23 protein-coding genes are annotated in these 23901 nt (G+C 64.6%); 14 read left to right on the forward strand and 9 right to left on the reverse strand.

Annotated features, from left to right (window positions below):
* Positions 1 to 44 precede the first annotated feature (44 nt).
* Positions 45 to 1232: a methionine adenosyltransferase gene (gene metK / locus AWB79_RS02705; protein ID WP_061165792.1), complete on the reverse strand. Its 1188-nt coding sequence runs from the start codon at positions 1230 to 1232 to the stop codon at positions 45 to 47.
* Positions 1233 to 1488: 256 nt separating this feature from the next.
* On the opposite strand from metK, the gene AWB79_RS02710 reads away from it, so the two are divergent.
* From AWB79_RS02710 to AWB79_RS02765, 12 genes are all read left to right on the forward strand, one after another.
* Complete coding sequence (locus tag AWB79_RS02710) at positions 1489 to 2373, forward strand: lipid A biosynthesis lauroyl acyltransferase (protein ID WP_061165793.1); 885 nt, start codon at positions 1489 to 1491, stop codon at positions 2371 to 2373.
* Between the two features lie 72 nt (positions 2374 to 2445).
* On the forward strand, positions 2446 to 3318 hold the full coding sequence (gene dapF / locus AWB79_RS02715) for a diaminopimelate epimerase (RefSeq protein WP_061165794.1): 873 nt from the start codon (positions 2446 to 2448) through the stop codon (positions 3316 to 3318).
* Positions 3319 to 3333: 15 nt separating this feature from the next.
* On the forward strand, positions 3334 to 4053 hold the full coding sequence (locus AWB79_RS02720) for a DUF484 family protein (protein ID WP_061165795.1): 720 nt from the start codon (positions 3334 to 3336) through the stop codon (positions 4051 to 4053).
* Position 4054: 1 nt separating this feature from the next.
* Positions 4055 to 5005, forward strand: a complete 951-nt coding sequence (gene xerC / locus AWB79_RS02725) for a tyrosine recombinase XerC (protein WP_061165796.1) — start codon at positions 4055 to 4057, stop codon at positions 5003 to 5005.
* A 35-nt stretch (positions 5006 to 5040) separates the two neighbouring features.
* Positions 5041 to 6240 (forward strand): class I SAM-dependent rRNA methyltransferase, encoded by a 1200-nt coding sequence (locus tag AWB79_RS02730; protein ID WP_061165797.1) that lies wholly within the window; start codon positions 5041 to 5043, stop codon positions 6238 to 6240.
* A 114-nt stretch (positions 6241 to 6354) separates the two neighbouring features.
* On the forward strand, positions 6355 to 7413 hold the full coding sequence (locus AWB79_RS02735; RefSeq protein ID WP_061165798.1) for a CobW family GTP-binding protein: 1059 nt from the start codon (positions 6355 to 6357) through the stop codon (positions 7411 to 7413).
* Between the two features lie 564 nt (positions 7414 to 7977).
* Positions 7978 to 8394, forward strand: coding sequence for an RNA polymerase-binding protein DksA (dksA, locus tag AWB79_RS02740; protein WP_061165799.1), 417 nt, complete (start codon positions 7978 to 7980; stop codon positions 8392 to 8394).
* Between the two features lie 365 nt (positions 8395 to 8759).
* Complete coding sequence (hslV, locus tag AWB79_RS02745) at positions 8760 to 9296, forward strand: ATP-dependent protease subunit HslV (RefSeq protein WP_061165800.1); 537 nt, start codon at positions 8760 to 8762, stop codon at positions 9294 to 9296.
* 12 nt (positions 9297 to 9308) lie between these two features.
* Positions 9309 to 10649 (forward strand): ATP-dependent protease ATPase subunit HslU, encoded by a 1341-nt coding sequence (gene hslU, locus AWB79_RS02750; protein WP_061165801.1) that lies wholly within the window; start codon positions 9309 to 9311, stop codon positions 10647 to 10649.
* A gap of 338 nt (positions 10650 to 10987) precedes the next feature.
* Entirely contained in the window at positions 10988 to 12070 is a 1083-nt protein-coding gene (ada, locus tag AWB79_RS02755; protein ID WP_061165802.1) for a bifunctional DNA-binding transcriptional regulator/O6-methylguanine-DNA methyltransferase Ada, read from the forward strand.
* A gap of 216 nt (positions 12071 to 12286) precedes the next feature.
* The gene (gene gshA, locus AWB79_RS02760; protein ID WP_061165803.1) at positions 12287 to 13888 is read left to right on the forward strand and encodes a glutamate--cysteine ligase; all 1602 of its coding nucleotides are present in this window, start codon (positions 12287 to 12289) and stop codon (positions 13886 to 13888) included.
* Between the two features lie 172 nt (positions 13889 to 14060).
* Positions 14061 to 14609 carry a hypothetical protein gene (locus AWB79_RS02765; protein WP_061165804.1) on the forward strand — a complete coding sequence of 183 codons (549 nt, stop codon included), beginning with the start codon at positions 14061 to 14063 and terminating at the stop codon, positions 14607 to 14609.
* Positions 14610 to 14613: 4 nt separating this feature from the next.
* On the opposite strand, the gene AWB79_RS02770 is transcribed toward AWB79_RS02765, so the two are convergent.
* Together AWB79_RS02770 and AWB79_RS02775 are read right to left on the reverse strand one after the other, a co-directional pair.
* Positions 14614 to 16185, reverse strand: coding sequence for a DHA2 family efflux MFS transporter permease subunit (locus AWB79_RS02770; protein ID WP_061165805.1), 1572 nt, complete (start codon positions 16183 to 16185; stop codon positions 14614 to 14616).
* 122 nt (positions 16186 to 16307) lie between these two features.
* Complete coding sequence (locus AWB79_RS02775) at positions 16308 to 16796, reverse strand: MarR family winged helix-turn-helix transcriptional regulator (protein ID WP_061165957.1); 489 nt, start codon at positions 16794 to 16796, stop codon at positions 16308 to 16310.
* 206 nt (positions 16797 to 17002) lie between these two features.
* Here AWB79_RS02775 and AWB79_RS02780 point away from each other — a divergent pair, with 206 nt between their 5' ends.
* A complete protein-coding gene (locus AWB79_RS02780; protein WP_061165806.1) occupies positions 17003 to 17284 on the forward strand; it encodes a hypothetical protein in 282 nt (93 codons plus the stop codon).
* Between the two features lie 220 nt (positions 17285 to 17504).
* Positions 17505 to 19070, forward strand: a complete 1566-nt coding sequence (locus AWB79_RS02785) for an efflux transporter outer membrane subunit (RefSeq protein ID WP_061165807.1) — start codon at positions 17505 to 17507, stop codon at positions 19068 to 19070.
* 3 nt (positions 19071 to 19073) lie between these two features.
* On the opposite strand, the gene AWB79_RS02790 is transcribed toward AWB79_RS02785, so the two are convergent.
* Genes AWB79_RS02790 through gspI form a run of 6 tightly spaced genes read right to left on the reverse strand, consistent with a single transcriptional unit; the run spans position 19074 to position 23898 of the window.
* Complete coding sequence (locus AWB79_RS02790; protein ID WP_061165808.1) at positions 19074 to 19853, reverse strand: type II secretion system protein N; 780 nt, start codon at positions 19851 to 19853, stop codon at positions 19074 to 19076.
* Positions 19850 to 20353 (reverse strand): type II secretion system protein M, encoded by a 504-nt coding sequence (locus AWB79_RS02795; RefSeq protein WP_061165958.1) that lies wholly within the window; start codon positions 20351 to 20353, stop codon positions 19850 to 19852. The genes AWB79_RS02790 and AWB79_RS02795 overlap by 4 nt, the downstream gene beginning before the upstream one ends.
* Positions 20350 to 21690 carry a type II secretion system protein GspL gene (gspL, locus tag AWB79_RS02800; RefSeq protein WP_061165809.1) on the reverse strand — a complete coding sequence of 447 codons (1341 nt, stop codon included), beginning with the start codon at positions 21688 to 21690 and terminating at the stop codon, positions 20350 to 20352. The genes AWB79_RS02795 and gspL overlap by 4 nt, the downstream gene beginning before the upstream one ends.
* Positions 21691 to 21726: 36 nt before the next feature.
* Positions 21727 to 22851 (reverse strand): type II secretion system minor pseudopilin GspK, encoded by a 1125-nt coding sequence (gspK, locus tag AWB79_RS02805; protein ID WP_061165810.1) that lies wholly within the window; start codon positions 22849 to 22851, stop codon positions 21727 to 21729.
* Complete coding sequence (locus AWB79_RS02810; RefSeq protein ID WP_074169320.1) at positions 22848 to 23534, reverse strand: PulJ/GspJ family protein; 687 nt, start codon at positions 23532 to 23534, stop codon at positions 22848 to 22850. The genes gspK and AWB79_RS02810 overlap by 4 nt, the downstream gene beginning before the upstream one ends.
* The gene (gspI, locus tag AWB79_RS02815) at positions 23512 to 23898 is read right to left on the reverse strand and encodes a type II secretion system minor pseudopilin GspI (protein ID WP_061165812.1); all 387 of its coding nucleotides are present in this window, start codon (positions 23896 to 23898) and stop codon (positions 23512 to 23514) included. Before gspI ends, AWB79_RS02810 begins: the two co-directional genes overlap by 23 nt.
* Positions 23899 to 23901 lie beyond the last annotated feature (3 nt).

Consider the following 23901-nt stretch of genomic DNA (forward strand, 5'->3'; position numbering starts at 1 on the left):
GCCGGTTTTCCGTGTCGCTATTGCAACGAACGGCAGCGAACGCCTTACGCGACGCTCGCGACCGGCTCCGTGCCGGCGGCTTCGGCAAGGATCAGCGCCTTGTCGGTGGCTTCCCACGAGAATTCCGGCTCTTCGCGGCCGAAGTGGCCGTATGCCGCCGATTTCTCGTAGATCGGGCGCAGCAGATCGAGCATCTGGATGATGCCCTTCGGACGCAGATCGAAGTGCTCGAGAACGAGCTTGGTGATTTCCGCATCCGACACGCGGCCGGTGCCGAACGTGTTGACCATGACCGAAGTCGGGCGCGCGACGCCGATTGCGTACGACACCTGGATCAGCGCGCGCGATGCGAGGCCCGCCGCGACGATATTCTTCGCGACATAACGTCCCGCATAAGCCGCCGAGCGGTCGACCTTCGACGGGTCCTTGCCCGAGAAAGCGCCGCCGCCGTGGGGCGCCGCGCCGCCGTACGTATCGACGATGATCTTGCGGCCCGTCAGACCGCAGTCGCCCTGCGGACCGCCGATGACGAAACGGCCGGTCGGATTCACCAGGAACTTGATGTCGCCCTTGATGAGGTCTTTCGGCAGCGTCGGCTTGATCACTTCTTCGATGACCGCTTCGCGCAGTTGCGAAAGCTCGATGTCCGGCGCGTGCTGCGTGGACAGCACGACGGTGTCGATGGAATGCGCCTTGCCGTCGACGTAACGTACGGTGACCTGCGACTTCGCGTCCGGGCGCAGCCAGGGCAGACGGCCATCGCGGCGCAGGTTCGCCTGACGCTCGACCAGGCGGTGCGAAAGGTGGATCGGCAGCGGCATCAGTTCGGGCGTTTCGTCGCACGCGTAGCCGAACATCAGGCCCTGGTCGCCCGCGCCCTGATCGAGGTTGTCGTCATGCGCGGCGTCGACGCCTTGCTTGATGTCGGGCGATTGCTTGTCGTACGCGACGAGCACCGCGCAGCCGCGGTAGTCGATGCCGTAGTCGGTGTTGTCGTAGCCGATGCGCTTGATGGTGTCGCGCGCGACCTGGATGTAATCGACATTGGCGTTGGTCGTGATTTCGCCCGCGAGGACGACGAGACCGGTGTTGCAGAGCGTTTCCGCTGCGACGCGCGAATATTTGTCCTGCGACAGGATGGCGTCGAGGATGGCGTCGGAGATTTGATCGGCGACCTTGTCCGGGTGGCCTTCGGAAACGGATTCGGAAGTAAAGAGGTAGTCGTTCGACACGCTTCAGACTCCAGTAAGTACGGTTGATATTCACGTAGCCGACTTCGTTTGGAGTCTGAAGCGGCGACGCTTTAGCGGATGTCAATTTCCCAGACCGGAACCTTTCGTAACTGCTGAAGGCTTCGATCTGCTTCGCCCCGCAAGTTGTCCATTAACTCGGCGAAGGTTTTATTATACCGGCTTCCCTTGTTTTCACAGAATTGACCCCTTTGGCTTCCTTGGTCCCGCTTCATTCATCCGCTCGCCGGAGCTTCCCATGCTAGGGCGCATCGGCGTGGCGCTCGCCATCGGCTTTCTCAGGTTCCTGGCCCTCATTCCGTACGGCATCACCGCGCGTTTCGGCGATGCGCTGGGCTGGCTGCTCTACCAGATTCCGAGCCGCCGCAGGCGCATCGTGCATACGAATCTGAAGCTGTGCTTCCCGGAGTGGTCCGAAGAAAAGCGCGAGGACATCGCGCAGAAGCACTTCCGGCATGCGATCCGCAGCTACGTGGAGCGCAGCGTGCAATGGTTCGGCTCGGCGAAGAAACTCGAAAAGCTGATTCAGCTCGACAGCGCCGTCGACCTGACGGACCCCGATCTGCCGCCCACGCTGTTTCTCGGTTTTCACTTCGTGGGTATCGAAGCGGGTTCGATCTTTCTGAACTATTCGCTGCATCGGCAATGCGGGTCCCTGTATCAGCCGTTTTCGAATCCGCAGATCGAGGAACTCGCGAAGACGCAGCGCGCCCGCTTCGGCGCCGACATGGCGAGCCGCGCGGACAGCGCGCGCATCGTCCTGCGCTGGCTGCGCGACCGCAAGCCCGTGATGCTGGGCGCGGACATGGATTACGGCATGCGCAACTCCACCTTCGTGCCGTTCTTCGGCATCCCGACGTGCACGCTGACCGCCGTCGGCCGGCTAGCCAAGACGGGCCGCGCGCAGGTGGTGCCGTTCATCGGCGAGGTGTTGCCGAACTACAAGGGTTATCGGCTCAAGATTTTCAAGCCGTGGGAAAACTACCCGACCGGCGACGACGACGCCGACGCGCGGCGCATGAACGAGTTCCTCGAAGAGCACATTCCCGAGATGCCCGAGCAATATTACTGGGTGCACAAGCGCTTCAAGACGCGCCCGCCGGGCGATGCGAGCTTTTACTGATGCGCGACTGAAGCACGATCGCGGCGTGCGCGGCGCAAAACGCCACGCCGCGCGTCACATACAATGACGGCCATGAAACTCAAATTCACGAAAATGCAGGGCGCGGGCAACGATTTCGTCGTGCTCGACGGCTACACGCAGACGCTCGATCTGACCGCGGAGCAAGTGCGCGCGCTCGCCAACCGCCATTTCGGCGTGGGCGCGGATCAGTTGCTGCTCGTGGAGAAGCCGACCATCGAAGGCGTCGACTTCAAGTACCGCATCTTCAATTGCGATGGCGGCGAGGTCGAGCATTGCGGCAACGGCGCGCGCTGCTTCGTGAAGTTCGTGCGCGAGCGCCGGCTAACGGACGCATCGACGGTGCGCGTGCAGGTGCAGAACGGCATCATCACGCTGACGATGCAGGAGAACGGCGAAGTCGTCGTCGACATGAGCACGCCGGTGTTCGATCCGCCACAGGTTCCGTTCGACGCAAAGGGCCTCGAAGGCCGTCGCGAAGGCAACGACACGCTCTGGCCGCTCGACGTAAACGGCGAAACCCGCTGGATTTCCGTCGTCTCGATGGGCAATCCGCACGCGGTGCAGATCGTCGATGACGTCGAGGCGTATCAGGTTTTGCAGGAAGGACCGCTGATCGAGCGCCATGCGCGCTTTCCGAAACGCGTGAACGCGGGCTTCATGCAGATCGTCGATCGTCATTCGGTGAAGCTGCGCGTCTTCGAACGCGGCGCGGGCGAAACGCTCGCGTGCGGCACGGGCGCGTGCGCGGCGGTGGCCGCGGGCATCCGGCGCGGCGCGCTGGACACGCCAGTGCGCGTTCAAACGCATGGCGGAATGCTCACGATCAGCTGGAACGGCGCGCAGGACGAAGCCGCCGCGCTTTTCATGGCGGGCCCCGCCACGACGGTCTTCGAGGGCGAAATCGAGCTGGATCGCCTCGTCTAACGCACAAACAACATCATGAATCCACGCGAAGTCGCCGACTATCTGCTCGACAATCCCGATTTCTTCGTCGAGCACGCGGAGCTGCTCGGCACCATCCGGCTCTCGAATCCGCATGGCAAGGCCGCCGTGTCGCTGCAGGAGCGCCAGATGGAAATGCTGCGTGACAAGAACAAGCAGCTCGAGCGGCGGCTCGCCGAACTGCTGCGTTACGGCCATGAGAACGACAGCATCTCGACCAAGTTCAATCGCTGGACCGTGCGCGTCATCTCGCAGCGCGATCCGTACGCGTTGCCGGCGACCATCAGCCGTGGATTGTGCGAAGTATTCGACGTGCCGCACGCGGCGCTGCGCGTGTGGGACATCGACGAAGCGTTCCGGCAGGCCGATTTCGCGCGTCAGGTCGGCGAGGAAGTGCGCATTTTCACCAACAGTCTGGCCGCGCCATACTGCGGCGTCGACACCGGTTTCGCGGCCGCGCAATGGCTCGGCGCGGCGAATTCGGCATCGGCTACCGTGGCGCCGAGCGAAGGTCCGTCGGATGTGGAGCGCAAGATCGAATCCGTCTCGCTGATCGCGCTGCGCGATCCGCAGGCCGGCCCGGACGCGCCGAGCTTCGGCCTGCTCGTGATGGGCTCGCCCGATCCGCGCCGCTTCCACGACGGCATGGCGACCGACTTCCTCACGCAGATCGGCGCGCTGGCGAGCGCGGCGCTGTCGCGTTTGCTGCCGCACTGAGATGAGCGCCGCTGACGCCCCGAAGGAAGCCCCCTTGGGGGCGGTCATCGCCACTTATCTTGCGATGCTGGAGCATCAGCGGCATCTCTCCGAGCACACGCTGCGCGGCTACACACACGAACTGAGCGAACTGCGCGCGCTCGCGAAGGACCGTCCACTCGAATCGCTCACCGCCGCCGACATTCGCGGCGCCGTCGTGCGGGCGCACGCGGGCGGGCTGTCGTCGCGCTCGATCGCGCATCGGCTGTCGGCGTGGCGCGCGTTTTATCGATGGCTCGCCGAGCGCGTCGAGATGCCCGCGAATCCCGTCGCGACGGTGCGCGCGCCGAAGCGCGAAAAGACGCTGCCGAAAGCGCTTTCCGTCGATAACGCCATGGCGCTCATGGACGCGCCGCAATCCGGTACGACCGAGGCGCTGCGCGATCACGCGATCCTCGAACTCTTCTACTCGTCGGGCTTGCGGCTCGCGGAGCTGGTCGGACTCGACGTGCGCCACGTCGATTCGAAGGAACACACGTCGGAAGGCTGGATCGATCTGGAGAACGCGGAAGTCACGGTGCTCGGCAAAGGCAAGCGCCGCCGCCAGGTGCCGGTCGGCAGCAAGGCGATCGAAGCCCTGCGCGCATGGATCGCGGTGCGTGGCGAATTCGTCAAACTCGATCCGCACGCGCTCTTTCTTTCGGTGCGCGGCAATCGCATGTCGCCTGGCGTCGTGCGCACGCGCGTGAAGCAGCTCGCGCTCAAGGCGGGTATTCCGTCGAACGTGCATCCGCACGTGCTGCGTCACTCGTTCGCCACGCACGTTCTGCAATCCAGCGGCGACCTGCGCGCGGTGCAGGAACTGCTCGGCCACGCGAGCATCACGGCGACGCAGGTCTACACGTCGCTCGATTTTCAGCATCTCGCCCGCGTCTACGATCAGGCGCATCCGCGCGCGAAGAAGCGCGATTGATTCCCCGGCGCGTCATGCGCCTCACTCGAATCGCAATGAACACCATCACGCTCAAACCGGCGAAGGACAAGTCATTGGTCCGCCGCCATCCGTGGATTTACGCGAACGCCATCGCGCGCATCGACGGCAATCCCGCGCCGGGCGCGACCGTCACCGTGCGCGCCGCCGATGGCCGCTTTCTCGCGCGCGCGTCCTATAGCCCGCAATCGCAGATTCGCGCGCGCGTCTGGACCTTCGACGAAAGCGAGCCCGTCGATCACGCGTTCTTCAAGCGCCACGTGCAGCGCGCGGTCGCGCATCGGCAGACGATGGTGAAGGACACCGGCGCCACGCGTCTCGTCTTCGGCGAGGCGGATGGCTTGCCGGGCTTGATCGTCGATTACTACGTCGCGGATCGGGACACGCACGCGCAGCTCGTCTGCCAGTTCATGGCGACGGGGGTCGAAGCGTGGAAGGAAGCCATCGTGCAGGCGCTGACCGGCGCGACGGGCTGCCCGAACGTCTACGAGCGCTCGGACGTGTCGATCCGTCAGAAGGAAGGGCTAGAACAGACCACCGGCGTGCTCGCCGGCGACCCGCCGCCCGAGACGCTCATCACGAACGAATGCGGCGTGCGCTATCACGTCGACGTGCGCAATGGCCACAAGACCGGCTTCTATGTGGATCAGCGCGACAACCGCGTGCTGGTGGCGCAGAACGCGCAGGGCCGCGAAGTGCTGAACTGCTTCTGCTACACGGGCGGATTTTCGCTCGCCGCGCTGAAGGGCGGCGCGACGCGCGTCGTCTCGGTCGATTCGTCCGGCGAGGCGCTGGCGCTTGCGCGCGCGAACGTCGAGGCGAACGGCTTCGACGCGGAGAAGGCGGAATGGCTCGACGCCGACGCGTTCAAGACGCTGCGCCGTCTCTACGACGAAGGCGAGCGCTTCGACCTGATCGTGCTCGATCCGCCGAAGTTCGCGCCGTCGAAGGAAACTGTCGATCGCGCCGCGCGCGCGTACAAGGACATCAACCTGAGCGGCTTCAAATTGCTGCGTCCGGGCGGTCTGCTGTTCACGTATTCGTGCTCCGGCGCGATCGATTCGGACCTGTTTCAGAAGATCGTCGCGGGCGCGGCGGCGGACGCGCGCGTCGATGCGCGCATTCTCAAGCGCCTCGGCGCGGGCGTCGATCATCCGCTGCTCACAGCTTTCCCGGAAGGCGAGTACCTGAAAGGACTGCTGTTGCAAATCGCGTGAGCGCCCTTATCTAACCGCGATCCACGGCAGCAAGCCTCAAAGAGCGACCGCTTGACAAATATGTTTCAATAGTCGATTAGGCGCGACCACCGAACTACTAAGGACACAGGCGACATGATTCCCGTAACCATCCTGACCGGCTTTCTGGGCAGCGGCAAGACCACGTTGCTCAAGCGCATCCTGAACGAGCAGCACGGCATGAAGATCGCCGTGATCGAGAACGAGTTCGGCGAAGAGAACATCGACAACGAAATTCTCGTGCAGGAAACGAACGAGCAGATCATCCAGATGAGCAACGGCTGCATCTGCTGCACGATTCGCGGCGATCTGGCGCGCGCGCTCGAGGACCTCGCCAACCGCAAGAAGGCGGGCACGCTCGATTTCGACCGCGTCGTGATCGAAACCACGGGTCTCGCGAATCCCGGCCCGGTGGCGCAGACGTTCTTCATGGACAACACCGTCGCCGACGAATTCCTGCTCGACGCGATCATCACGCTGGTCGACGCGAAACACGCGAACGCGCAACTGGATCAGCACGAAGTGGTGCAGCGTCAGGTCGGTTTCGCGGACCGTCTGTTCATCACGAAGTCGGATCTGGTTTCGGCGGACGAGCTCGAAGCGCTCAAGCATCGCCTGCTGCACATGAATCCGCGCGCGGCGGTCCGCGTCGTGAATTTCGGCGATGCGGACATCAAGGAAATCTTCGACCTGCGCGGCTTCAATCTGAATTCGAAGCTCGAGATCGATCCGGATTTCCTCGCGGAAGACGATCACGATCATGACCACGCGCATGACCATGATCACGACCACGACCACTCCACCTGCGGTCACGATCACGAACACGGTCATCATCACCACCACGCGCATCACGACGACAAGATCAAGTCGTTCGTGTACCGGAGCGACAAGCCGTTCGATCCGAACCGCCTCGAAGACTTCCTGGGCGGCATTCTGCAGATCTATGGCGAACGCCTGCTGCGCTACAAAGGCGTGCTTTACATGAAGGGCGTCGATCGCAAGGTCGTGTTCCAGGGCGTGCATCAGATGATGGGCAGCGATCTCGCCGGCAAATGGATGCCGATCGAGAAGAAGAACAGCAAGATGGTGTTCATCGGCATTGAGTTGCCGAAGGACCTGATCACCGATGGACTCGACGCCTGCCTCGTCAAGTAATCCGGCACGTATCTCGCTTGAATCGTGCGATTCACGCGGGGCGAAATCGGGCTTTTTGGGAAACGCCGCCGCGACGGGCTCGCGCGGCGTTTTTCTTATCCGACTTTCGACGTGCGTATGTAGTCGCGACCACGAACCGACATCGCTTTTTGCACGCTCAGGCGTTATATTTTTGAAATTCCGGCGAGATTTGACAGGGTTTTCAGTGGGTTTCGTCGGAAATTGCGGTTCAGTTACAATACAGCCCCACTGGAGAAGGGCAGTTCCGTCGGACGGGCGTTCAATAACGTTCAGCCAGCGGATGTTAGGAGAAGGGGTGTCCCGTCGGGACGATGCCTCGATTTGCCGGGGGAAGGCAAATCAAGTCAAAGCACCGGGGCCGGAAATCCCAGGCCATGCCAAATGCGCTCAGGCCTTTCCGGAGCATCATCCAAGATCGGTTTCCAGAGGAGTTCGGCCCCGCATCGGCGTATCGCGCAGCCCCGAGCGTGACGATGCGCTGCATGCGGGCAACGCAAGTGCAGGCGTTGCGAAGACATCGCCTTACATTGAAGAAGCAAGCAGATGACAACGAAACTCTTGACCGAAGCCGAAATCCTGAAGATGAGCGAGAAGGACTACATGAACGCGGATCAACTCGCCTTCTTTAAGAACCGGCTCGAGCAGTTGCAAGCGGACATTCTCAAGAATGCCGGCCAGACGACCGAGAATCTGCGGGAAACGGTGATCGTGCCGGATCCGGCGGATCGCGCGACCATCGAGGAAGAGCATGCACTGGAACTGCGCACGCGCGACCGCGAACGCAAGCTTCTGAAGAAGGTGCAGCAGTCGCTCGCGCGCATCGAGTCCGGCGATTACGGCTGGTGCGAGGAAACGGGCGAGCCGATCGGCATCCCGCGTCTGCTCGCGCGTCCGACCGCCACGCTTTCGCTCGAAGCCCAGGAACGCCGCGAACTGCGTCAGAAACTCTTCGGCGACTGATTGAGCCGCAGGCACGCCCACGTAGCGGGACAGCCCGCCACGGGGAAGGCGCCGCCGCGAAAAATTGCAGAACGGCAGTTCCATGAGCAAAAAGGGCACACGTCGACCGTGTGCCTTTTTGCTTTCTGCCGCCCGAAAACGCGGTGCGCCGGTATCGGACGCCTTGATAAATCCGGCGTCGCCCTAAAATGACTCCGACGCGCACCGCAAAAGCCTCATCGCGGTAAGCGTGCGCGGCGCCGTCCGCCCGAGGCCTCCGGCCCGACGGAACCCCGCGCCGTGCACTCCATCGAATTCTCGACTGCGCGGCGGCTGTAGCTCGAAGAGGCCGCCCCGCGTCCCTCTGGTTTTCACAAGGAACGCACATGGAACAATTTCACGGCACGACCATCGTCTCCGTGCGCCGCGACGGCAAGGTCGCGCTGGGCGGCGATGGTCAGGTGACGCTCGGCAACATCGTCATGAAAGGTGGCGCCAGGAAAGTGCGCCGCATTTATGGCGGCAAGGTGCTGGTCGGCTTCGCCGGCGGCACCGCCGACGCGTTCTCGCTGCTCGACCGCTTCGAAGCGAAGCTCGAGAAACATCAGGGCAACCTGACGCGCGCCGCCGTCGAACTGGCGAAAGACTGGCGCACCGACCGCATGCTGCGCCGGCTCGAAGCCATGCTGATCACCGCCGACAAGGACACGACGCTCGTCATCACCGGCAACGGCGACGTGCTCGACCCCGAACACGGCATCGCCGCGATCGGTTCTGGCGGCGCGTACGCGCAAGCCGCGGCGCAGGCGCTCGTCGAAAACACCGATCTCTCCCCACGCGACGTCGTCGAAAAGGCGCTCACCATCGCCGGCGACATGTGCATCTACACCAACCACAATCGCGTCATCGAGACGATCGAGTAAAGGAACCCAGCGATGACCACCATGACTCCCTCCGAAATCGTCTCCGAACTCGACAAGCACATCATCGGCCAGGGCCGCGCGAAGAAGGCGGTCGCGGTCGCGCTGCGCAACCGCTGGCGCCGTCAGCAGGTCGCGGAACCGCTGCGTCAGGAAATCACGCCGAAGAACATTCTGATGATCGGGCCGACGGGCGTGGGCAAGACCGAAATCGCGCGGCGTCTCGCCAAGCTCGCGGACGCGCCGTTCATCAAGATCGAAGCGACCAAGTTCACCGAAGTGGGCTACGTCGGGCGCGACGTGGACAGCATCGTGCGCGATCTGATCGAGATTTCCGTCAAGCAGACGCGCGAATCCGAAATGAAGAAGGTGCGCACCAAGGCCGAAGACCGCGCCGAAGACCGCATTCTCGACATCCTGCTACCCAGCGCGCGGCCGGTGGGTTTTGGCGCGGCTTCGGAAAACGCGAGCGAAGGTGACAACACGACGCGCCAGACCTTCCGCAAGCGTCTGCGCGAAGGCGCGCTCGACGACAAGGAAATCGAGCTCGACGTGGAAATGCCTCAAGTCGGCATGGACATCATGGGGCCGCCGGGCATGGAAGACATGACCGAGCAGATCCGCTCGATGTTCGCGAACATCGGCGGCGGCAAGAAGACGCGCCGCAAGGTGAAGGTGAATGAAGCGCTGAAACTGCTCACCGACGAAGAAGCCGGCAAGATGCTCAACGACGAAGAGGTCAAGAGCCGCGCGGTGCAGAACGTCGAGCAGAACGGCATCGTGTTTCTCGATGAAATCGACAAGATCGCGTCGCGCAGCGAAACCGGCGGCGCGGAAGTGTCGCGCGCCGGCGTGCAGCGCGATCTGCTGCCGCTTGTCGAAGGCACGACCATCAACACGAAGTACGGGATGATCAAGACCGACCACATCCTGTTCATCGCGAGCGGCGCGTTCCATCTCGCCAAGCCGAGCGATCTGATTCCCGAGCTGCAAGGACGTTTTCCGATTCGCGTGGAGCTGGATTCGCTGTCCGTCGAGGACTTCGAATCGATCCTCAATGCGACCGATGCGAGCCTCGTCAAGCAGTACAAGGCGCTGCTCGCAACAGAAGGCGTCGAGCTGGATTTCGCGCAGGAAGGCATCCGGCGTCTGGCCGAAGTCGCGTACTCGGTGAACGAGAAGACCGAGAACATCGGCGCGCGGCGGCTTTACACGGTGATCGAGAAGCTGCTGGAAGAAGTGTCGTTCGCAGCGGGCAATCACACGGGCCAGCCGGTGAGGATCGACGCGGCGTATGTGGATCGCGCGCTGGGCGAGGTGGCGCAGGACGAGGATCTGTCGCGCTACGTGCTCTGATCTTCCGGGCGTTATCGACAAAACCGGGCGTCGTTGCGATGCCCGGTTTTTTTCACGTCTGCGCGCCTGGTAGGGACGAAAAAAAGCCCGCCTAGGTTGGCGGGCTGAATCCATATCAGGAGGAGACATGGAGGAGACAGTTCCAATACTACACAGTCGCTTGATGCGACGCAATAGAAATTTTAGTAAAAACCCCTATGGCGTCATTCTGTAGCATCTGCGCGTCACTTTTTGGGACAACGCCGATTTCGACCGCCGATGACACCGCAAGAAACGGCGCGTAACCTGATCCGCATGGCCCTACATTGGTTTCGTACCCAGGAGCCATCGAGATCGTCATGAAAACCGCAACAGACCCTATTTTCACCACCGATGAAAGCCGCTGGCAGGCGGTTGTCGAGCGCGACGACCGTGCCGACGGCGCTTTCTTCTTCGCCGTGCGCACGACCGGCGTGTTCTGCCGGCCATCGTGCGCATCGCGCGCGCCGCGACGCGAGAACGTCGAATTCTTTCCGACGACAGCCGCGGCCGAAGCGGCCGGATATCGCCCGTGCAAGCGCTGCCAGCCCACGAGCCTGCCGCGCGAGCTGGCTATCGTCGAGCGCGCGTGCAAGGTTCTCGACGCCGATCCGCAGCGACGCATGACGCTTGCGCAATTGAGCGACGCCGTGCACGTCAGCCCTTTCCACTTGCAGCGGCTGTTTTCGCGCATCGTCGGCGTTTCGCCGCGTCAGTACCAGGCGGCACAGCGTGCGGGCGTGCTCCGCGATGCCTTGCAGCACGGCCACGATGTCACGCGCGCGACCCACGACGCCGGATTCGGCTCGCCGTCGCGCATGTACGAAGCCGTGCCCGCCGAACTCGGCATGACGCCGTCCGCCTACAAGCGGCAGGGCGCGGGCCTCACCGTGCGCTATGCAACCGCGGATACGCCGCTCGGCGTCGTGCTCGTCGCCGCGACCGACAAGGGCGTCTGCAAGATCGCTTTCGGCGACGACGCCGATGCGCTCGTCGACCAGCTCGGTCACGACTTCGCGCGGGCCGGGCGCGTCGAGGATGCCGCGAAAATGGAGCCGTTCATCGCGCAGATTCGCGCGTATGTGCAAGGCACACGCGAGCGTTTCGATCTGCCGCTCGATATCGGCGCGACCGCGTTTCAGCGGCGCGTGTGGGAAGCGCTGCGGCGCATACCCTACGGCCAGACGCGCAGCTACACCGAGATTGCCGAGTCGGTCGGCTCGCCGCGCGCGGTGCGGGCGGTCGCGAATGCGTGCGCATCGAATCCTGTGGCGCTCGCGATTCCGTGCCATCGGGTGATCGGCAAGGACGGCGCGATCGCGGGTTATCGCTGGGGCAGGTCGCGCAAGGAGGCGCTGCTCGAAACCGAACGTTCGCATAACCCGACCGACAAGGTCGCATGAAATCGGGGCGCTCGCCGTCGGCATGACGGGCGAGCGTCCTGATCGCCTCGCGAACCGCTTTCCGCGGCTCCGCCGCCTCGCCGCAAATCTCCCGAAAAACCCGCAATCCCTTGCCCGGACTGGGCTCAAGCACGCCTTACACCGAGATGTTAAAGTGCCCGCTACCCTAAAATTCGACCGGGCGCACGCCGCTCGCGCTCCTCGCACAACGCTTCAATGGCAAACACGAATTCCGCTCACCCCAAGGCCCGCGCCTTCGAACGCAGGCTTGCCGCGCTCGCGTCCGGCCCGCACGCCGACGCGCTGCGCCAAGGCTTGCGCGGCATCGAAAAGGAAAGCCTGCGCGTGACGCCGCACGGCAAGCTCGCGATGACGCCGCATCCGCGCGCGTTCGGTTCGGCGCTCACGCATCCGCTCATCACGACAGACTATTCCGAAGCGCTCGTCGAACTCATCACGCCCGCGGAAGCCGACGCCGCCATCACGCTGGATCGTCTCGATGTGCTGCATCGCTTCGCCTATTCGCGCATGGGCGACGAGCTCCTTTGGAACGACTCGATGCCCAATTCGCTGCCGCCCGAGGACGAAATTCCGCTCGGCGTTTATGGCACGTCGAATATCGGCAGGCTCAAGCATGTGTACCGGCGCGGGCTCGCACTGCGCTACGGCCGTACGATGCAGTGCATCGCCGGCATTCACTACAACTATTCGCTGAGCGAAGATGTCTGGCGTGCGTGGCAGGCGCTCGATCCCACGAGCACGCTCACCGCGCAGGAATTCCAGTCGGAGCGCTACTTCGCGCTCATTCGCAACTTCCGTCGCACGAACTGGTTGCTGATGTACCTCTTCGGCGCGTCGCCGGCACTGAACCGGCGTTTTGTCGAAGGCAAGGCGCACACGCTCGAAAGCTTCGACGCCGACACGTTCTATCTGTCGCACGCCACCAGCCTGCGGATGAGCGATCTCGGCTACACGAACAATCCGGCGCAGGCCGACCTTCTGCCGAGCTACGACAATCTCGACGCCTATCTCGACGTGCTCGCGAAAGCAGTGAGCCAGCCCTACGCGCCATACGAAGCCATCGGCACGCAGCGCGACGGCGAGTGGGTGCAGATCAACACCAACGTATTGCAGATCGAAAACGAGTTCTACTCGACGATCCGCCCGAAGCGCGTGACGTACTCGGGCGAGCGTCCGCTGCACGCGCTGTCGGAGCGCGGCGTACAGTACATCGAAGTGCGCTGTCTGGATATCGATCCGTTCGAGCCCACCGGGATCTCGCTCGAAACCGCGCGTTTTCTCGATGCCTATCTGCTTTACTGCGCGCTGGAGGACAGCCCGCTTTTGCCGCCCGAGGCGAGCATCGAGGCGAACGGCAACTTCACCACGGTGGCGAAGGAAGGGCGCAAGCCGGGCCTCGCGCTGCAACGCGACGGCGCGAGCGTGCCGATGCAACAGTGGGCTGAAGAGTTGTTCGACGCGATCGAGCCCGTCGCGAAGACGCTCGATGCGCTGAACGGCCGCGACGATCACACGCGCACGCTGAAGGCGCTGCGCCCGCGCGTGGCGGATGCGTCGCTCACGCCGTCGGCGCGCGTGCTGCAAATCATGCGCAACGAGCAGCAATCCTTCGACGAGTTCGCGCTCGCGTTGAGCGCGCGCCACGCGCAAGACTTTCGCGCACGCCCGCTGTCGGTCGACGAAGAGCGCGCGATGGAAGAACTCGCGGCGAAATCGCTGGTGGAACAGGTGGAAGTCGAGAGCCGCGACACCGAATCGTTCGATGCGTTCGTCGCTGCTTATCAGGTCTACAAGTGAATCCCGCGAGCGCGTGAAGAGGCGCGTCGCTAAATTGAGGCAGCTTTTTCTTCGTTGGCCTCGCCGCGCACCGGCAAGCCTTACCTGTGGATGCAACAGAGGGAAACGCAGCGCAACGTGATCGGGCCTGACAGGTCAAAATATTGCCGACTTTTCGACGATCGGGGGAGCAATGAAAAAGAAGTTCTTCGGCGCGGCCGCGCTGGGGGCCGCGTGGCTCGCGCTGTTGAGCGGCTGCGCGGTGGACGATCAGGTCAGCAGCACGACGATGGAACAGGCCACGCAGCCGCTCACCTGCATGAGCAAGCCCGAGTGCGATGCGTGGTGGGCGCGCGCGCAAGTCTGGGTGACGAACCACTCCGAGTACCGGATCCAGACGATCACCGACTCGATCATCATGACCGCCGGCCCGTCGAGCGGCAAACGCGCGCTCGCATATCAGATCACCAAGACGCCGACCAACGAAGGCACCGCGACGATCGGCTTCGCCGCCCACTGCGACAATCCGCTCGGCTGCTCGCCGAATCCGTGGCAGGCGGGCGCTGACTTCAAGCAGTTCATCCGCAACGGTCCGGGCTTGCGCAAGGCCGCGACGCCGCAGGCGGCGCCCGCACCCGCGCTTGCGCCCAGCGGCGTGCAGGTCAGCCCGCTCGAACAGCCCGCGCCGCTCAATCTGGAAAGCCAGCCGGGCCAGTCGGCGACGCCGCTCACGCCGCAGTAAGGTCTCAATGTCCCGTCGAGGCTGACGCGCCTTTCTTCGGCCGCGTCAGCCACACCATCACGGCCAGCACGAGAAACGCATAGAACGAGATGCGGAAGAAGTCGTTGGTCGACATCATGTACGCCTGCGCCGACACCACGCGATCCAGTTGCGCCGTCAGCGCCTGCCCCGACAATCCCAGCCCTGAAAGCAGGTCCGAGTAAGCCGTCGTGCCCGTCGAATACGGCGTCACCGATTCGGTGAGCCGCGCGTGATGACGGATCATGTCGTTTTCCCAGAAGGTCGTGCTGACCGCCGTGCCGATCGCGCCCGACAAGGTCCGCAGGAAGTTCGACAGGCCCGCCGCGCCCGCGAGGCGTTCGTCGGAGACGCTGGAGAGCGTGATCGTCGTCATCGGCACGAAGAAGCACGCGACGCCGATGCCCTGAATCAGGCGTGGATAGATGATCTCGTGGAAGGGCGTATCGAGCGTGAAGGTCGAGTTCCAGTGCGACACGAACGCGAACGTGATGAAGGCGAAGCTCGCGACGACGCGCAGGTTCAGCCGATGCATGTTCTGCCCGATCAGCGGCGAGAGCACCAGCGCGAGAAAGCCGACCGGCGCGGTGGCGAGGCCCGCGAGCCACGGCGTGTAGCCGAGCACGGTCTGGAGCCACAGCGGCAGCACGACGACCGAGCCGAAGAACGCGAGAAAGCCGAGCGACGTGATGAGCACGCCCATCGCGAAATTGCGGTCGCGGAAGAGCGACAGGTCGATGACCGGCTCCTTCTCGGTCAGCTCCCACGCGAACATGAACGCGAGCGACACCGCCGAGACGATCGCCAGCGTCACGATGAGGTTCGAGCTGAACCAGTCGTGGTCCTTGCCGAGGTCGAGCATCATCTGCAGGCTCGCGACGCCGATCACGAGCAGCGCCAGCCCGACTGCGTCGATGCGCTGCTGCGTCGTCTTCGTCTCGTGGCCGCGCAGCAGGAAATACGCGATCGCCGCCGAAAAGATCCCGATCGGCACGTTGATGTAGAAGATCCACGGCCAAGTGAAGTTGTCGGTGATATAGCCGCCCATCACCGGGCCGAAAATCGGCGCGACGATCACGGTCATCGCCCAAAGGCCGAGCGCGAGCCCGCGCTTTTCCGGCGGATAGCTGCGCATGAGGATGGTCTGCGACAGCGGAACCATTGGACCGGAGACAAGGCCCTGCAGCAGCCGGAACGCGATCAGCGACTCGAAGTTGTGCGCGAATCCGCATAGCGCCGAGGCGATCGAGAACAGCAGCACGGAGATCGTGAAAAGCTTCACCTCGCCGACGCGCCGCGCGAGCCAGCCGGTCAGCGGCACGGCGATCGCGGAGGCGACCGAATACGAGGAAATCACCCACGTGCCTTCGCTGGTCGCCACGCCGAGGCTGCCGGAAATGGTCGGCACGGCCACGTTCGCGATCGACGTGTCGAGCACCTCCATGAAGGTGCCGAGCGCGAGGCCCATGGTCAGCAGGGCGAGGATGCCGCCCTTGAGCGGCATCGGCGCGGGCGGCGTGTCTGGCGAGCCGGACGTGCTGGACGCGGATGTGGACATCGTCAAATCTCCGGATGCGGCGAAACGTGCTCAAAGCTTGCATCGCGCGCAACGTGCTAGTTGTTGCGGCATTCTCTGCCTAGACAGCAAAATGGGCGCCTGAATGCCGATTTTTTGTCAGATTATTCGTCTTCGACCACGCATGGCAAGCAACTGCTGCCCGGCGCATTGCCGATGATCCGCCCCAGCATGCCGATCAGAAGATCGAGTTCCGCGCGGCTGAAGCCATCGAGTTGCTCGTTGAGCACCGCCGCACCGATCACCGGCAGACGTCCGGCCGCCTCGCGCCCGCGCTCCGTCAGCTCCAGTTCGACGATGCGCCGGTCCGCTTCGCTGCGCGCGCGGCTCACGAAGCCCTTCTTTTCGAGCCGGTCGAGCATGCGCGTCATCGAGCCGCTGTCGTAGGACATCTCGCGCGACAGCTCCAGTGGCGTGCGCGCCCGTCCCGACGCGAGTTGCAGGATGACCCCGATCTGCTGCGACGTAAGGTCGAGCGGCTTGAGCGCCTGGTCGGTGCGCGCGACGAGCACGTTGCGCGCCTTCGCGAGGTAATAGCCGAGGCTCGTTTCGAGCTGAATCGTGGACGGATCGTAGAGCAGTTCGCTGTTCATGCGGCTTTCGATGATTCGGATCACGCGGCGCGACACTTCGCCACGTTTCGTACAGACAACAGTTGCGAAAAAGCAATCAACAGTATCTTGAAAAATACTTGCACAGTCAATATTATTTCATGCAACGAGTTACGCGCCTTCAGCGCCGTCCCAGACCATGTTCTGAACACCGCCGCGTCGCATGCCGACGCCCGAGAGACCATCCAATGACCCGCTTTGCACGCACCGCCGGCCGACGTTTCGGCCAAGTCAGCAGCACGATCGCCAACGCTTCCCGTCACTTCGTCCCGCCGAAGCTGAGTTCGTGGAAACTCGCGTTGTATCTGATCGTGTTCCTGCTGCCGGGCGGATCGTTCGTGGTGCTGGGCATGGGATGGTTCGAGAACCGGCATCGGCGCAAGACGGCGGCGGCCAAGCCCAAGAACGCGTCGCCCCGGCCGCTGCTCTCCGCGCCGTGCCAGCCGTGCCCCGGAAGCAGCGGGCGCTAGAGGCCCAAGCGCGGTACACGCGGATGCACGCGGCGCGTAACGCGTCGTAACCGATTCCGCTCACCGCGTAACACCCACCTTACGGCGAACCCGTTACGCTAACGTCTGCACGACCACGTCCGGCGCGCCAACCAGGCGCCCGTCGTGTTCCGTTACCATTTCGGCTTGCCGCGTCCGTCGTATCGAACGGAGCGGCGCCGACAGGAATTCCGACCAGCAGATGCCGTATCGTCCCGCCTTTTCCGCTTCCACTTCCGCCTTGCCGCGCCGCCTGAGCGCCACGGCGCTCGCCGCCATGTTCTCGATGTTCGTCGCCGGCTGCGCGGTCGGGCCCGACTATCAGCGTCCCGCAACGGCGATCCCGGCCAGCTACAAGGAAGCGCCAGAAGGCTGGAAGGTCGCGCAGCCCGCCGATCAGGCCGATCGCGGAACGTGGTGGAGCGTCTATAACGACCCGCGCCTCGACGAACTCGAAACGCGCCTGAATCAGTCGAACCAGAGCATCGCGCAGTTCGCGGCGGCGTACCGTCAGGCGCGCGCGCTCGTCGGCGAGGCGCGTGCGGCGTATTTCCCCACCATCGGCGCATCGGCTTCGGCTTCGCGTTCGGGCACCGGCTCGGGCAACCGCTCGACCAGCAGCTCGAGCCTGGGCCAGACGGGTGCGATCAACAATCAGTTCAGCCTCGCGCTCGATGCAACCTGGGAACCGGATTTGTGGGGCAGCGTCTCGCGCACCGTGGCCTCGCAAAAGGCCGGCCAGGAAGGCGCCGCCGCCGATCTCGCCAATGCGCGCCTTTCCGCGCAGGCCACGCTCGCGCAGAGCTACTTCCAGCTGCGTTCGCTCGACGCGCAACAAAGGCTGCTCGACGACACCGTCGCGGCGTATGAGCAATCGCTCAAGCTCACGCAGAACCAGTACGCGCAAGGCATCGTCGCGCGCTCGGACGTGATTCAGGCGCAGACGCAGTTGCAATCCGCGCAGGCGTCCGCCATCGACAACGGCGTCGCGCGCGCACAGTACGAGCACGCGATCGCGGTGCTGGTGGGCGAGCCGGCGTCCGCGTTCTCCATCCCGCAGATTCCGCTCGACGCCACGCCGCCCACCGTGCCGGTGCAGATGCCGTCCGCAATTCTCGAGCGCCGTCCGGATATCGCCTCCGCCGAACGCAAGGCGGCGGCCGCGAACGAGCAGATCGGCATCGAGATGGCCGCGTATTTCCCGTCGCTCACGCTGTCCGCGCAAGGCGGCTTCGAAAGCTCGGTGCTGTCGCAATTGCTGCGCGCGCCGTCGCGTTTCTGGACGCTCGGGCCGACCATCGCCGCGACCATCTTCGATGGCGGCCTGCGCGCTGCGCGGACCGAGGCCGCGCGCGCCGCCTATGATCAGAACGTCGCGACGTATCGGCAGACGGTGCTCACGGCGTTCCAGGACGTCGAAGACAATCTCGCGTCGCTGCGCATTCTGGAGAAGGAAATCGTCGTGCAGCAGCAGGCGGTCGAATCGGCGCAGCAGGCGCTCGCCATCATCAACAATCAGTACAAGGCGGGAACGGTCGCGTACATCAGCGTGCTGACCGCGCAGACCACCGCGTTCACCGCGCAGCAGAAGCTCGCGAGCATCGCGGGGCAGCGGATGGTGTCGTCGGTGGGTCTGGTGAAGGCGCTCGGCGGCGGCTGGGACGTCGCGCAGATGGATCGCGAGACGGGCGGCGTGGAAGCGCCGACGGCGGCTTCGGGTGCGGCTGGCGCTTCAGCCGCGAGCGCGGCTCAAACCGCCAGCCGCTGAAGGTCAGCGCACGAAAGTCAGCGCGACCGTATCCGGATCGGTGTGGCGGCCGAGCAGGTTCAGAAGGCCCGCCAGATTTTCGCGTTGTTCAGGCGCGGCCGTCGCGCTGCCCTGAAACGATGTCGACTCCGGCGCGATCGAGCCGTTGCCCGTCAGCATCAGCGGACCTTTGCTGGTCGAAAGATCGATCGTCGCGGATGCGCCCTGCGCCTGCAACGCAACGCGATACGAACCGAGCGGCTTCACGCGCGAGACGCGCGAGGCCATGTCGTCGAGCGTGACGACCACTTGCCCGTAGGCGTTGCGGTTCAGCAGGCGGAATTCGGTCCACGAGAGCCGCACGTTGCCGTCGAAGTCGAGCGTGTTGAACGGCGCGCCGAGACCCGAAAGCAGGGTCGCGGGCACGGCGATCTGGCCCGAAGTGAGCGTCGCGCCGCGCGTGGTGGCTTCGAGGATGACGGCGTCGGGCATCGCTTCGGTCTGGCGCATCGTCATGTGGATGCGGCCGGTCAGCAGCGGCAGGAAAGCCGTCGTCCATTCGATGCGCCCCGGCAGGAGCGTCGCACCCGCGCCGTCGCTGCCTGCGGCCAGCATCAGCGTGGCCGAGCCGCGCCACAGCGAGCCGGCCGGATCGACCAGATTCACGTGGCCGCCCGTCGCCTTCGAGAACTGCGGCACGATCCACGCGGCGGGCGTCATCACGAGCAGCGTCCCGCCGATCGAGATCAGCATTACGAACAGCGCCGGCAACGCGAGCCGGAGACGTCGGGTCCAGTAACTCATTTCGCGGCGGCCGGTTGCAGCGAAGCCGTCAGATCGACTTGTCCGTCCGGCTTAAGCGCCGTGATGTGCGCCTCCGAAACCTGTACCTTGAACTGCTTGCGCGCGTCGTCGAGCCACATCGTCCAGTTCGGAAACGACGCGTTCTTCAACTGGATCTGCACCGCCGCGCCGATCACCTGAACCTGCGTCGGCTGCATGCCGTTGTCCGCGAGCGACTTCGAAAGCGCATCGCGCAGCGCGCCGCCGGTCGGCATCACGCCTTCCGCCGCGGGCGCGAGCGAGCGCGCCTCGTTGGCCTGCGCGTTCATCGTCGCGAGCTGGCGCTGCATGGTGGGCAGGGAGTCGCGCAGCTTCGCGCGGCCTTCGAATGCCGGCGCCCAGAGAATCAGATACACGAGCGCCAGCCCGAGCGCGAGACCGCCCCACATGAGGATGGTCTTCTCGCGCGGCGTGCGCACTTCCCAGAATTCGGAGAGCGCTTGTCCAATTTCCGCTTTCATTGGCCGCTCCTGATAGTCCATTTGCCAGTATTGCTATCGATCGAACCGTTCAGGCCGTTGGTGGCGAGGCGCCTCGTCAGATCCTGGTCGACCTTGGTTTCGGGCTTGAACGTCACTTCCAGATGCCGCTCGCGATAATCGAGCCCCGCGATGCCGTTAACCGGCACGGGCCCGAGCGAGCGCGCCAGCCCGTCCGCGAGCGACAGAAAATCCGACGGCGACAATTCGCCCGACGCCGTGCGCAGGCGATCGAGGTTGCGCGTCATCTGATCGGGCGCGTCGAGCACGACCGTGGTTTTCGGGAAAGCGTTGAGCAGCAGCTCGGTTTCCTGTGCGCGGATGGCGTCGCGCTGACGCGCGAGCTGGAGCCATTGCACGTTCACACCGATGACCGACACGACGACCGATGCCGCCACGAGCGCGATCGGCACGCGTAGCCGCCGCATGGTCGCGCGATCGAGCCGCCACGGCTGCGCGGCGAATTCGAACTGGCACAGGTCGAGGCGGCTCGCGAGCGCATTGCGCGCGAGCGCCTCGAAGGCGATCGGCTCTGCGCCCGCCACGCCGGGCACGTTGCGCGTACCGGCGAGACGCGGCTCGTCGCCGGGCAGGTCGACGAGCGTGTAGATGGTCGCGGGATGATCGCCCGCGAGCGCCGCGAGCGTCGGTTCGATGGAATCGGCGGGCAGAGCGAGGCCTTCGCCGAGCGCCGCGCGTTCGCCGCGCGCAATCGCGATCTCGATGCGCGGCACGACGGCGGCGGGCGAGGGCGCGGCCATCTCGCCGATCAGCGCCGGCGCGGTCGATACGACGTGGCCTAGGAGGCTGGCCACAAACGGCGTCGGCGGCGCTTGCGGTTGCTCGCCTTCCTCCGCCGGCTCGACGGGCGCGGCGACAGGCAGCGGCAGGCAGCGCATGGCCGGCACGGCCTTCACGTTGCGATGCCCCGCGCCCGCGAATGCGCCGACCACGAAGCGGAACCAGCCGCGATCGATCACCGCGACCACACGCTTGCCATCCGCGAGTTCGACCGGATCGACCGCGATATGGCACGTCTGCGGATCCTGAATCAGCTGATCCTCGACGACGTTCGGCAGCGCCTGGCGCAGACGCGGCCCTTTCAGCGGCGGCACCGAAGCGGCGAGCAGCAGCGTGTCGCGCGCGGCGACGATCAGCACCGTCGCGTTCGCGCGCGGCAGAAGCCCGAGCGCCGAGCGGCCGATGCGTTGCGGCTCGCCACGCTTGTCGAGCAGCAGAAACGGCAGATCCGGCAGATGCCACTCTTCCGAGCGCACCGCGGGATCGCGCGGCGGTAATAGAACGATCAGTGTGCTCAAAGGCCACTTCCTCTCATCAATAACTGCGACACGTCATCAAAGCGTGTCGCGCGTGTAGACGATGCGCGTCGTATGCGTCGTCGGATCGCGATAGACGAGCGTCGTGCGCTCGAGCTGCGCGCGCTCATGTTCGACGCGCCCGTGGATCACGAAATACTTGGTCGTGACGTCGAGCTCGTTGGGGTCGATCGTCGTCGCCGACTTGACGCCCGCGCCGGTCAGCGCGAGCTGCACGTTGCCGACGTCGTGAAAGAACACCGTCTCGCGGCGCGCGACGAACGCCTGCGCCTGCGACAGGTTCATGCCCGGCACCACGGCCGCGATCACTTCGGCGGGCGCGGTGTTCATGTTGATGGCGCTCGTGGTCGGCAACACCGTGATGAACGGCCGGAGCTTCGCGACCGCTTCCGCCGAAAAACCCGGCACGTCGAGCAGGGAGTCGACGCTGATCATCTGCAGCGGCGCGACCGGCGCGTTGCTGTCGGCGTCTTTCAGACCGGGGTCGTCGGTGAAGTTGCCGCTGCCGGCGCCGCCGCCTTGCGCCAGCGCCTGAATCTGCGCCTGCGCGCTCGGCATCGTCGTGTTCGTGCTCGTACTGCTGCCGGCCTGCGTCTGGAAGCGCGTCGCGGAGCGCTGCAGGCCCGCACGCATCTGCAGCGCCACCGTTTTGGCGAGCGAACCGTTGACGCCGAGCATCGTAAAGAGGCGCTGGAGCACCTGAATCTGCTCGACGTTGACGGTCAGCACGCCGGGAGTGGGCGTCGAGACCAGATTGCGCAGGTTGAACTTCGCCTGCGCGTCCTCGATCGAGCCGGACAGATAGGTCGATGCGCCTTGCTGCGCGCGCACCTCGCCGATCTGCCCGAGAAAGTCAGATAGCTTCGTCTTCGCGATAGGCACGCCCCACACGCCGCCTAGATACGTGACGGTGGGGGAGGTATCGGCCTCCGAGCGCAGGATCAGACGCGTCCAGTCGAGCGCGCTGCGCGAAATCCACTGCGCCTGCGCGAGCAGCCGCTGATTCTCGATGCGACGAATCTGCACCTCCTGACGCCACAGCATGCCCGACACCAGAATGGCCGCGAGCGACACCACCAGCAACGCGCTGATAATCGCGACGCCGCGTTGCGTTCTCTTTCGCCGGAGCGCTCGCATCGTCATTCTCCGACCAGAAACACGCGCGTGAGCGGCACATGCAGATTGCGCGCGCCGACCGCGACCTGAATGCCCGACACGGCGCGCGGCAGCGGCGCGTTGCCGAGTTGCGGAACCTTCAGGTTGTTGTCGTTCTGGTTGATCTGCGCGAGCACGTCGTTCATTCTCGTCGTCCAGCCTTTTTCCGGAATGTAGACGCGCGTCGCGAGCGACGCCACGCCGCCCATCAACGGCACGCTGCTCCAGCCGTTCCCTGAATCGCCCGAGGTCAGCGCGCGACGCACTTCGCCGACGTTCGACAGCGGCGGCGATGCAAAACGCACGATACGCCCGTTCGACAGCCGGTAACGCACCACCTGCAGACGCGGCGCGGTGTTCGCCGCGAATAGGCCGCGCACGATCTGCAGCGAGCCGTTGCCGATCTGCACGGCGGGCTGGCCAGCCTCGTCGTCGGTGGCGGCCTGGCGCGCGTCGATACGCATCTGGTCGAACAGTTGCGCGACGATGCGCTCGTCTTCCATCGAATTCTCGATGGTCGCGCGGCCGCGGATCACCGAATCGAGCCCGCGCCACGACAGCACCGCGATCACCGCCAGAATCGCGATCGCGATCAGCATTTCCAGCAGCGTGAAACCGCGCTGCCCGGGTTTGCCGAAAAAGCGGCGGTCAGAGCGAGCGGTTCGTTTCATTCGCCACCACCGTGACCATTTGCGCGAGATAGCCGGAGCGGCCCGGCGTCGTGACGAACATTTCGACGCGCCGGAAAATCGGATTCGGCGTCTGGCTCACGCGCTGCGTGCAGTTGAGCTTCAGATTGCCCTGCGAGCAGTCGAAGGTGCGCGAGCCGATCGCCGGAAACTGATGCGAGAGCCGCAACTGCGCGAGCTCGTTGTCCGCGCTCCAGCCCGCGAGCAGCCGCCGGTGCAGATCCTGCTCGCCGGTCGCGAGCGAGCCGACCGCACGGATCGAAGCCGCGAGCGCCACGCCGATGATCGCCAGCGCGACGAGCACTTCGATCATCGTGAATCCGCGTTGATGTTTTCGGCGCAGCATGAC

This window comes from Caballeronia hypogeia (assembly GCF_001544875.2).
In the GTDB taxonomy this organism is placed as follows: Bacteria; Pseudomonadota; Gammaproteobacteria; order Burkholderiales; family Burkholderiaceae; genus Caballeronia; species Caballeronia hypogeia.

Coding starts and splice junctions, on each gene's coding strand:
- AWB79_RS02710 (WP_061165793.1), top strand. CDS start 1,489: ATGCTAGGGCGCATCGGCGTGGCGCTCGCCATCGGCTTTCTCAGGTTC.
- dapF (WP_061165794.1), top strand. CDS start 2,446: ATGAAACTCAAATTCACGAAAATGCAGGGCGCGGGCAACGATTTCGTC.
- AWB79_RS02720 (WP_061165795.1), top strand. CDS start 3,334: ATGAATCCACGCGAAGTCGCCGACTATCTGCTCGACAATCCCGATTTC.
- xerC (WP_061165796.1), top strand. CDS start 4,055: ATGAGCGCCGCTGACGCCCCGAAGGAAGCCCCCTTGGGGGCGGTCATC.
- AWB79_RS02730 (WP_061165797.1), top strand. CDS start 5,041: ATGAACACCATCACGCTCAAACCGGCGAAGGACAAGTCATTGGTCCGC.
- AWB79_RS02735 (WP_061165798.1), top strand. CDS start 6,355: ATGATTCCCGTAACCATCCTGACCGGCTTTCTGGGCAGCGGCAAGACC.
- dksA (WP_061165799.1), top strand. CDS start 7,978: ATGACAACGAAACTCTTGACCGAAGCCGAAATCCTGAAGATGAGCGAG.
- hslV (WP_061165800.1), top strand. CDS start 8,760: ATGGAACAATTTCACGGCACGACCATCGTCTCCGTGCGCCGCGACGGC.
- hslU (WP_061165801.1), top strand. CDS start 9,309: ATGACCACCATGACTCCCTCCGAAATCGTCTCCGAACTCGACAAGCAC.
- ada (WP_061165802.1), top strand. CDS start 10,988: ATGAAAACCGCAACAGACCCTATTTTCACCACCGATGAAAGCCGCTGG.
- gshA (WP_061165803.1), top strand. CDS start 12,287: ATGGCAAACACGAATTCCGCTCACCCCAAGGCCCGCGCCTTCGAACGC.
- AWB79_RS02765 (WP_061165804.1), top strand. CDS start 14,061: ATGAAAAAGAAGTTCTTCGGCGCGGCCGCGCTGGGGGCCGCGTGGCTC.
- AWB79_RS02770 (WP_061165805.1), bottom strand. CDS start 16,185: ATGTCCACATCCGCGTCCAGCACGTCCGGCTCGCCAGACACGCCGCCC.
- AWB79_RS02775 (WP_061165957.1), bottom strand. CDS start 16,796: ATGAACAGCGAACTGCTCTACGATCCGTCCACGATTCAGCTCGAAACG.
- AWB79_RS02780 (WP_061165806.1), top strand. CDS start 17,003: ATGACCCGCTTTGCACGCACCGCCGGCCGACGTTTCGGCCAAGTCAGC.
- AWB79_RS02785 (WP_061165807.1), top strand. CDS start 17,505: ATGCCGTATCGTCCCGCCTTTTCCGCTTCCACTTCCGCCTTGCCGCGC.
- AWB79_RS02790 (WP_061165808.1), bottom strand. CDS start 19,853: ATGAGTTACTGGACCCGACGTCTCCGGCTCGCGTTGCCGGCGCTGTTC.
- AWB79_RS02795 (WP_061165958.1), bottom strand. CDS start 20,353: ATGAAAGCGGAAATTGGACAAGCGCTCTCCGAATTCTGGGAAGTGCGC.
- gspK (WP_061165810.1), bottom strand. CDS start 22,851: ATGACGATGCGAGCGCTCCGGCGAAAGAGAACGCAACGCGGCGTCGCG.
- AWB79_RS02810 (WP_074169320.1), bottom strand. CDS start 23,534: ATGAAACGAACCGCTCGCTCTGACCGCCGCTTTTTCGGCAAACCCGGG.
- gspI (WP_061165812.1), bottom strand. CDS start 23,898: ATGCTGCGCCGAAAACATCAACGCGGATTCACGATGATCGAAGTGCTC.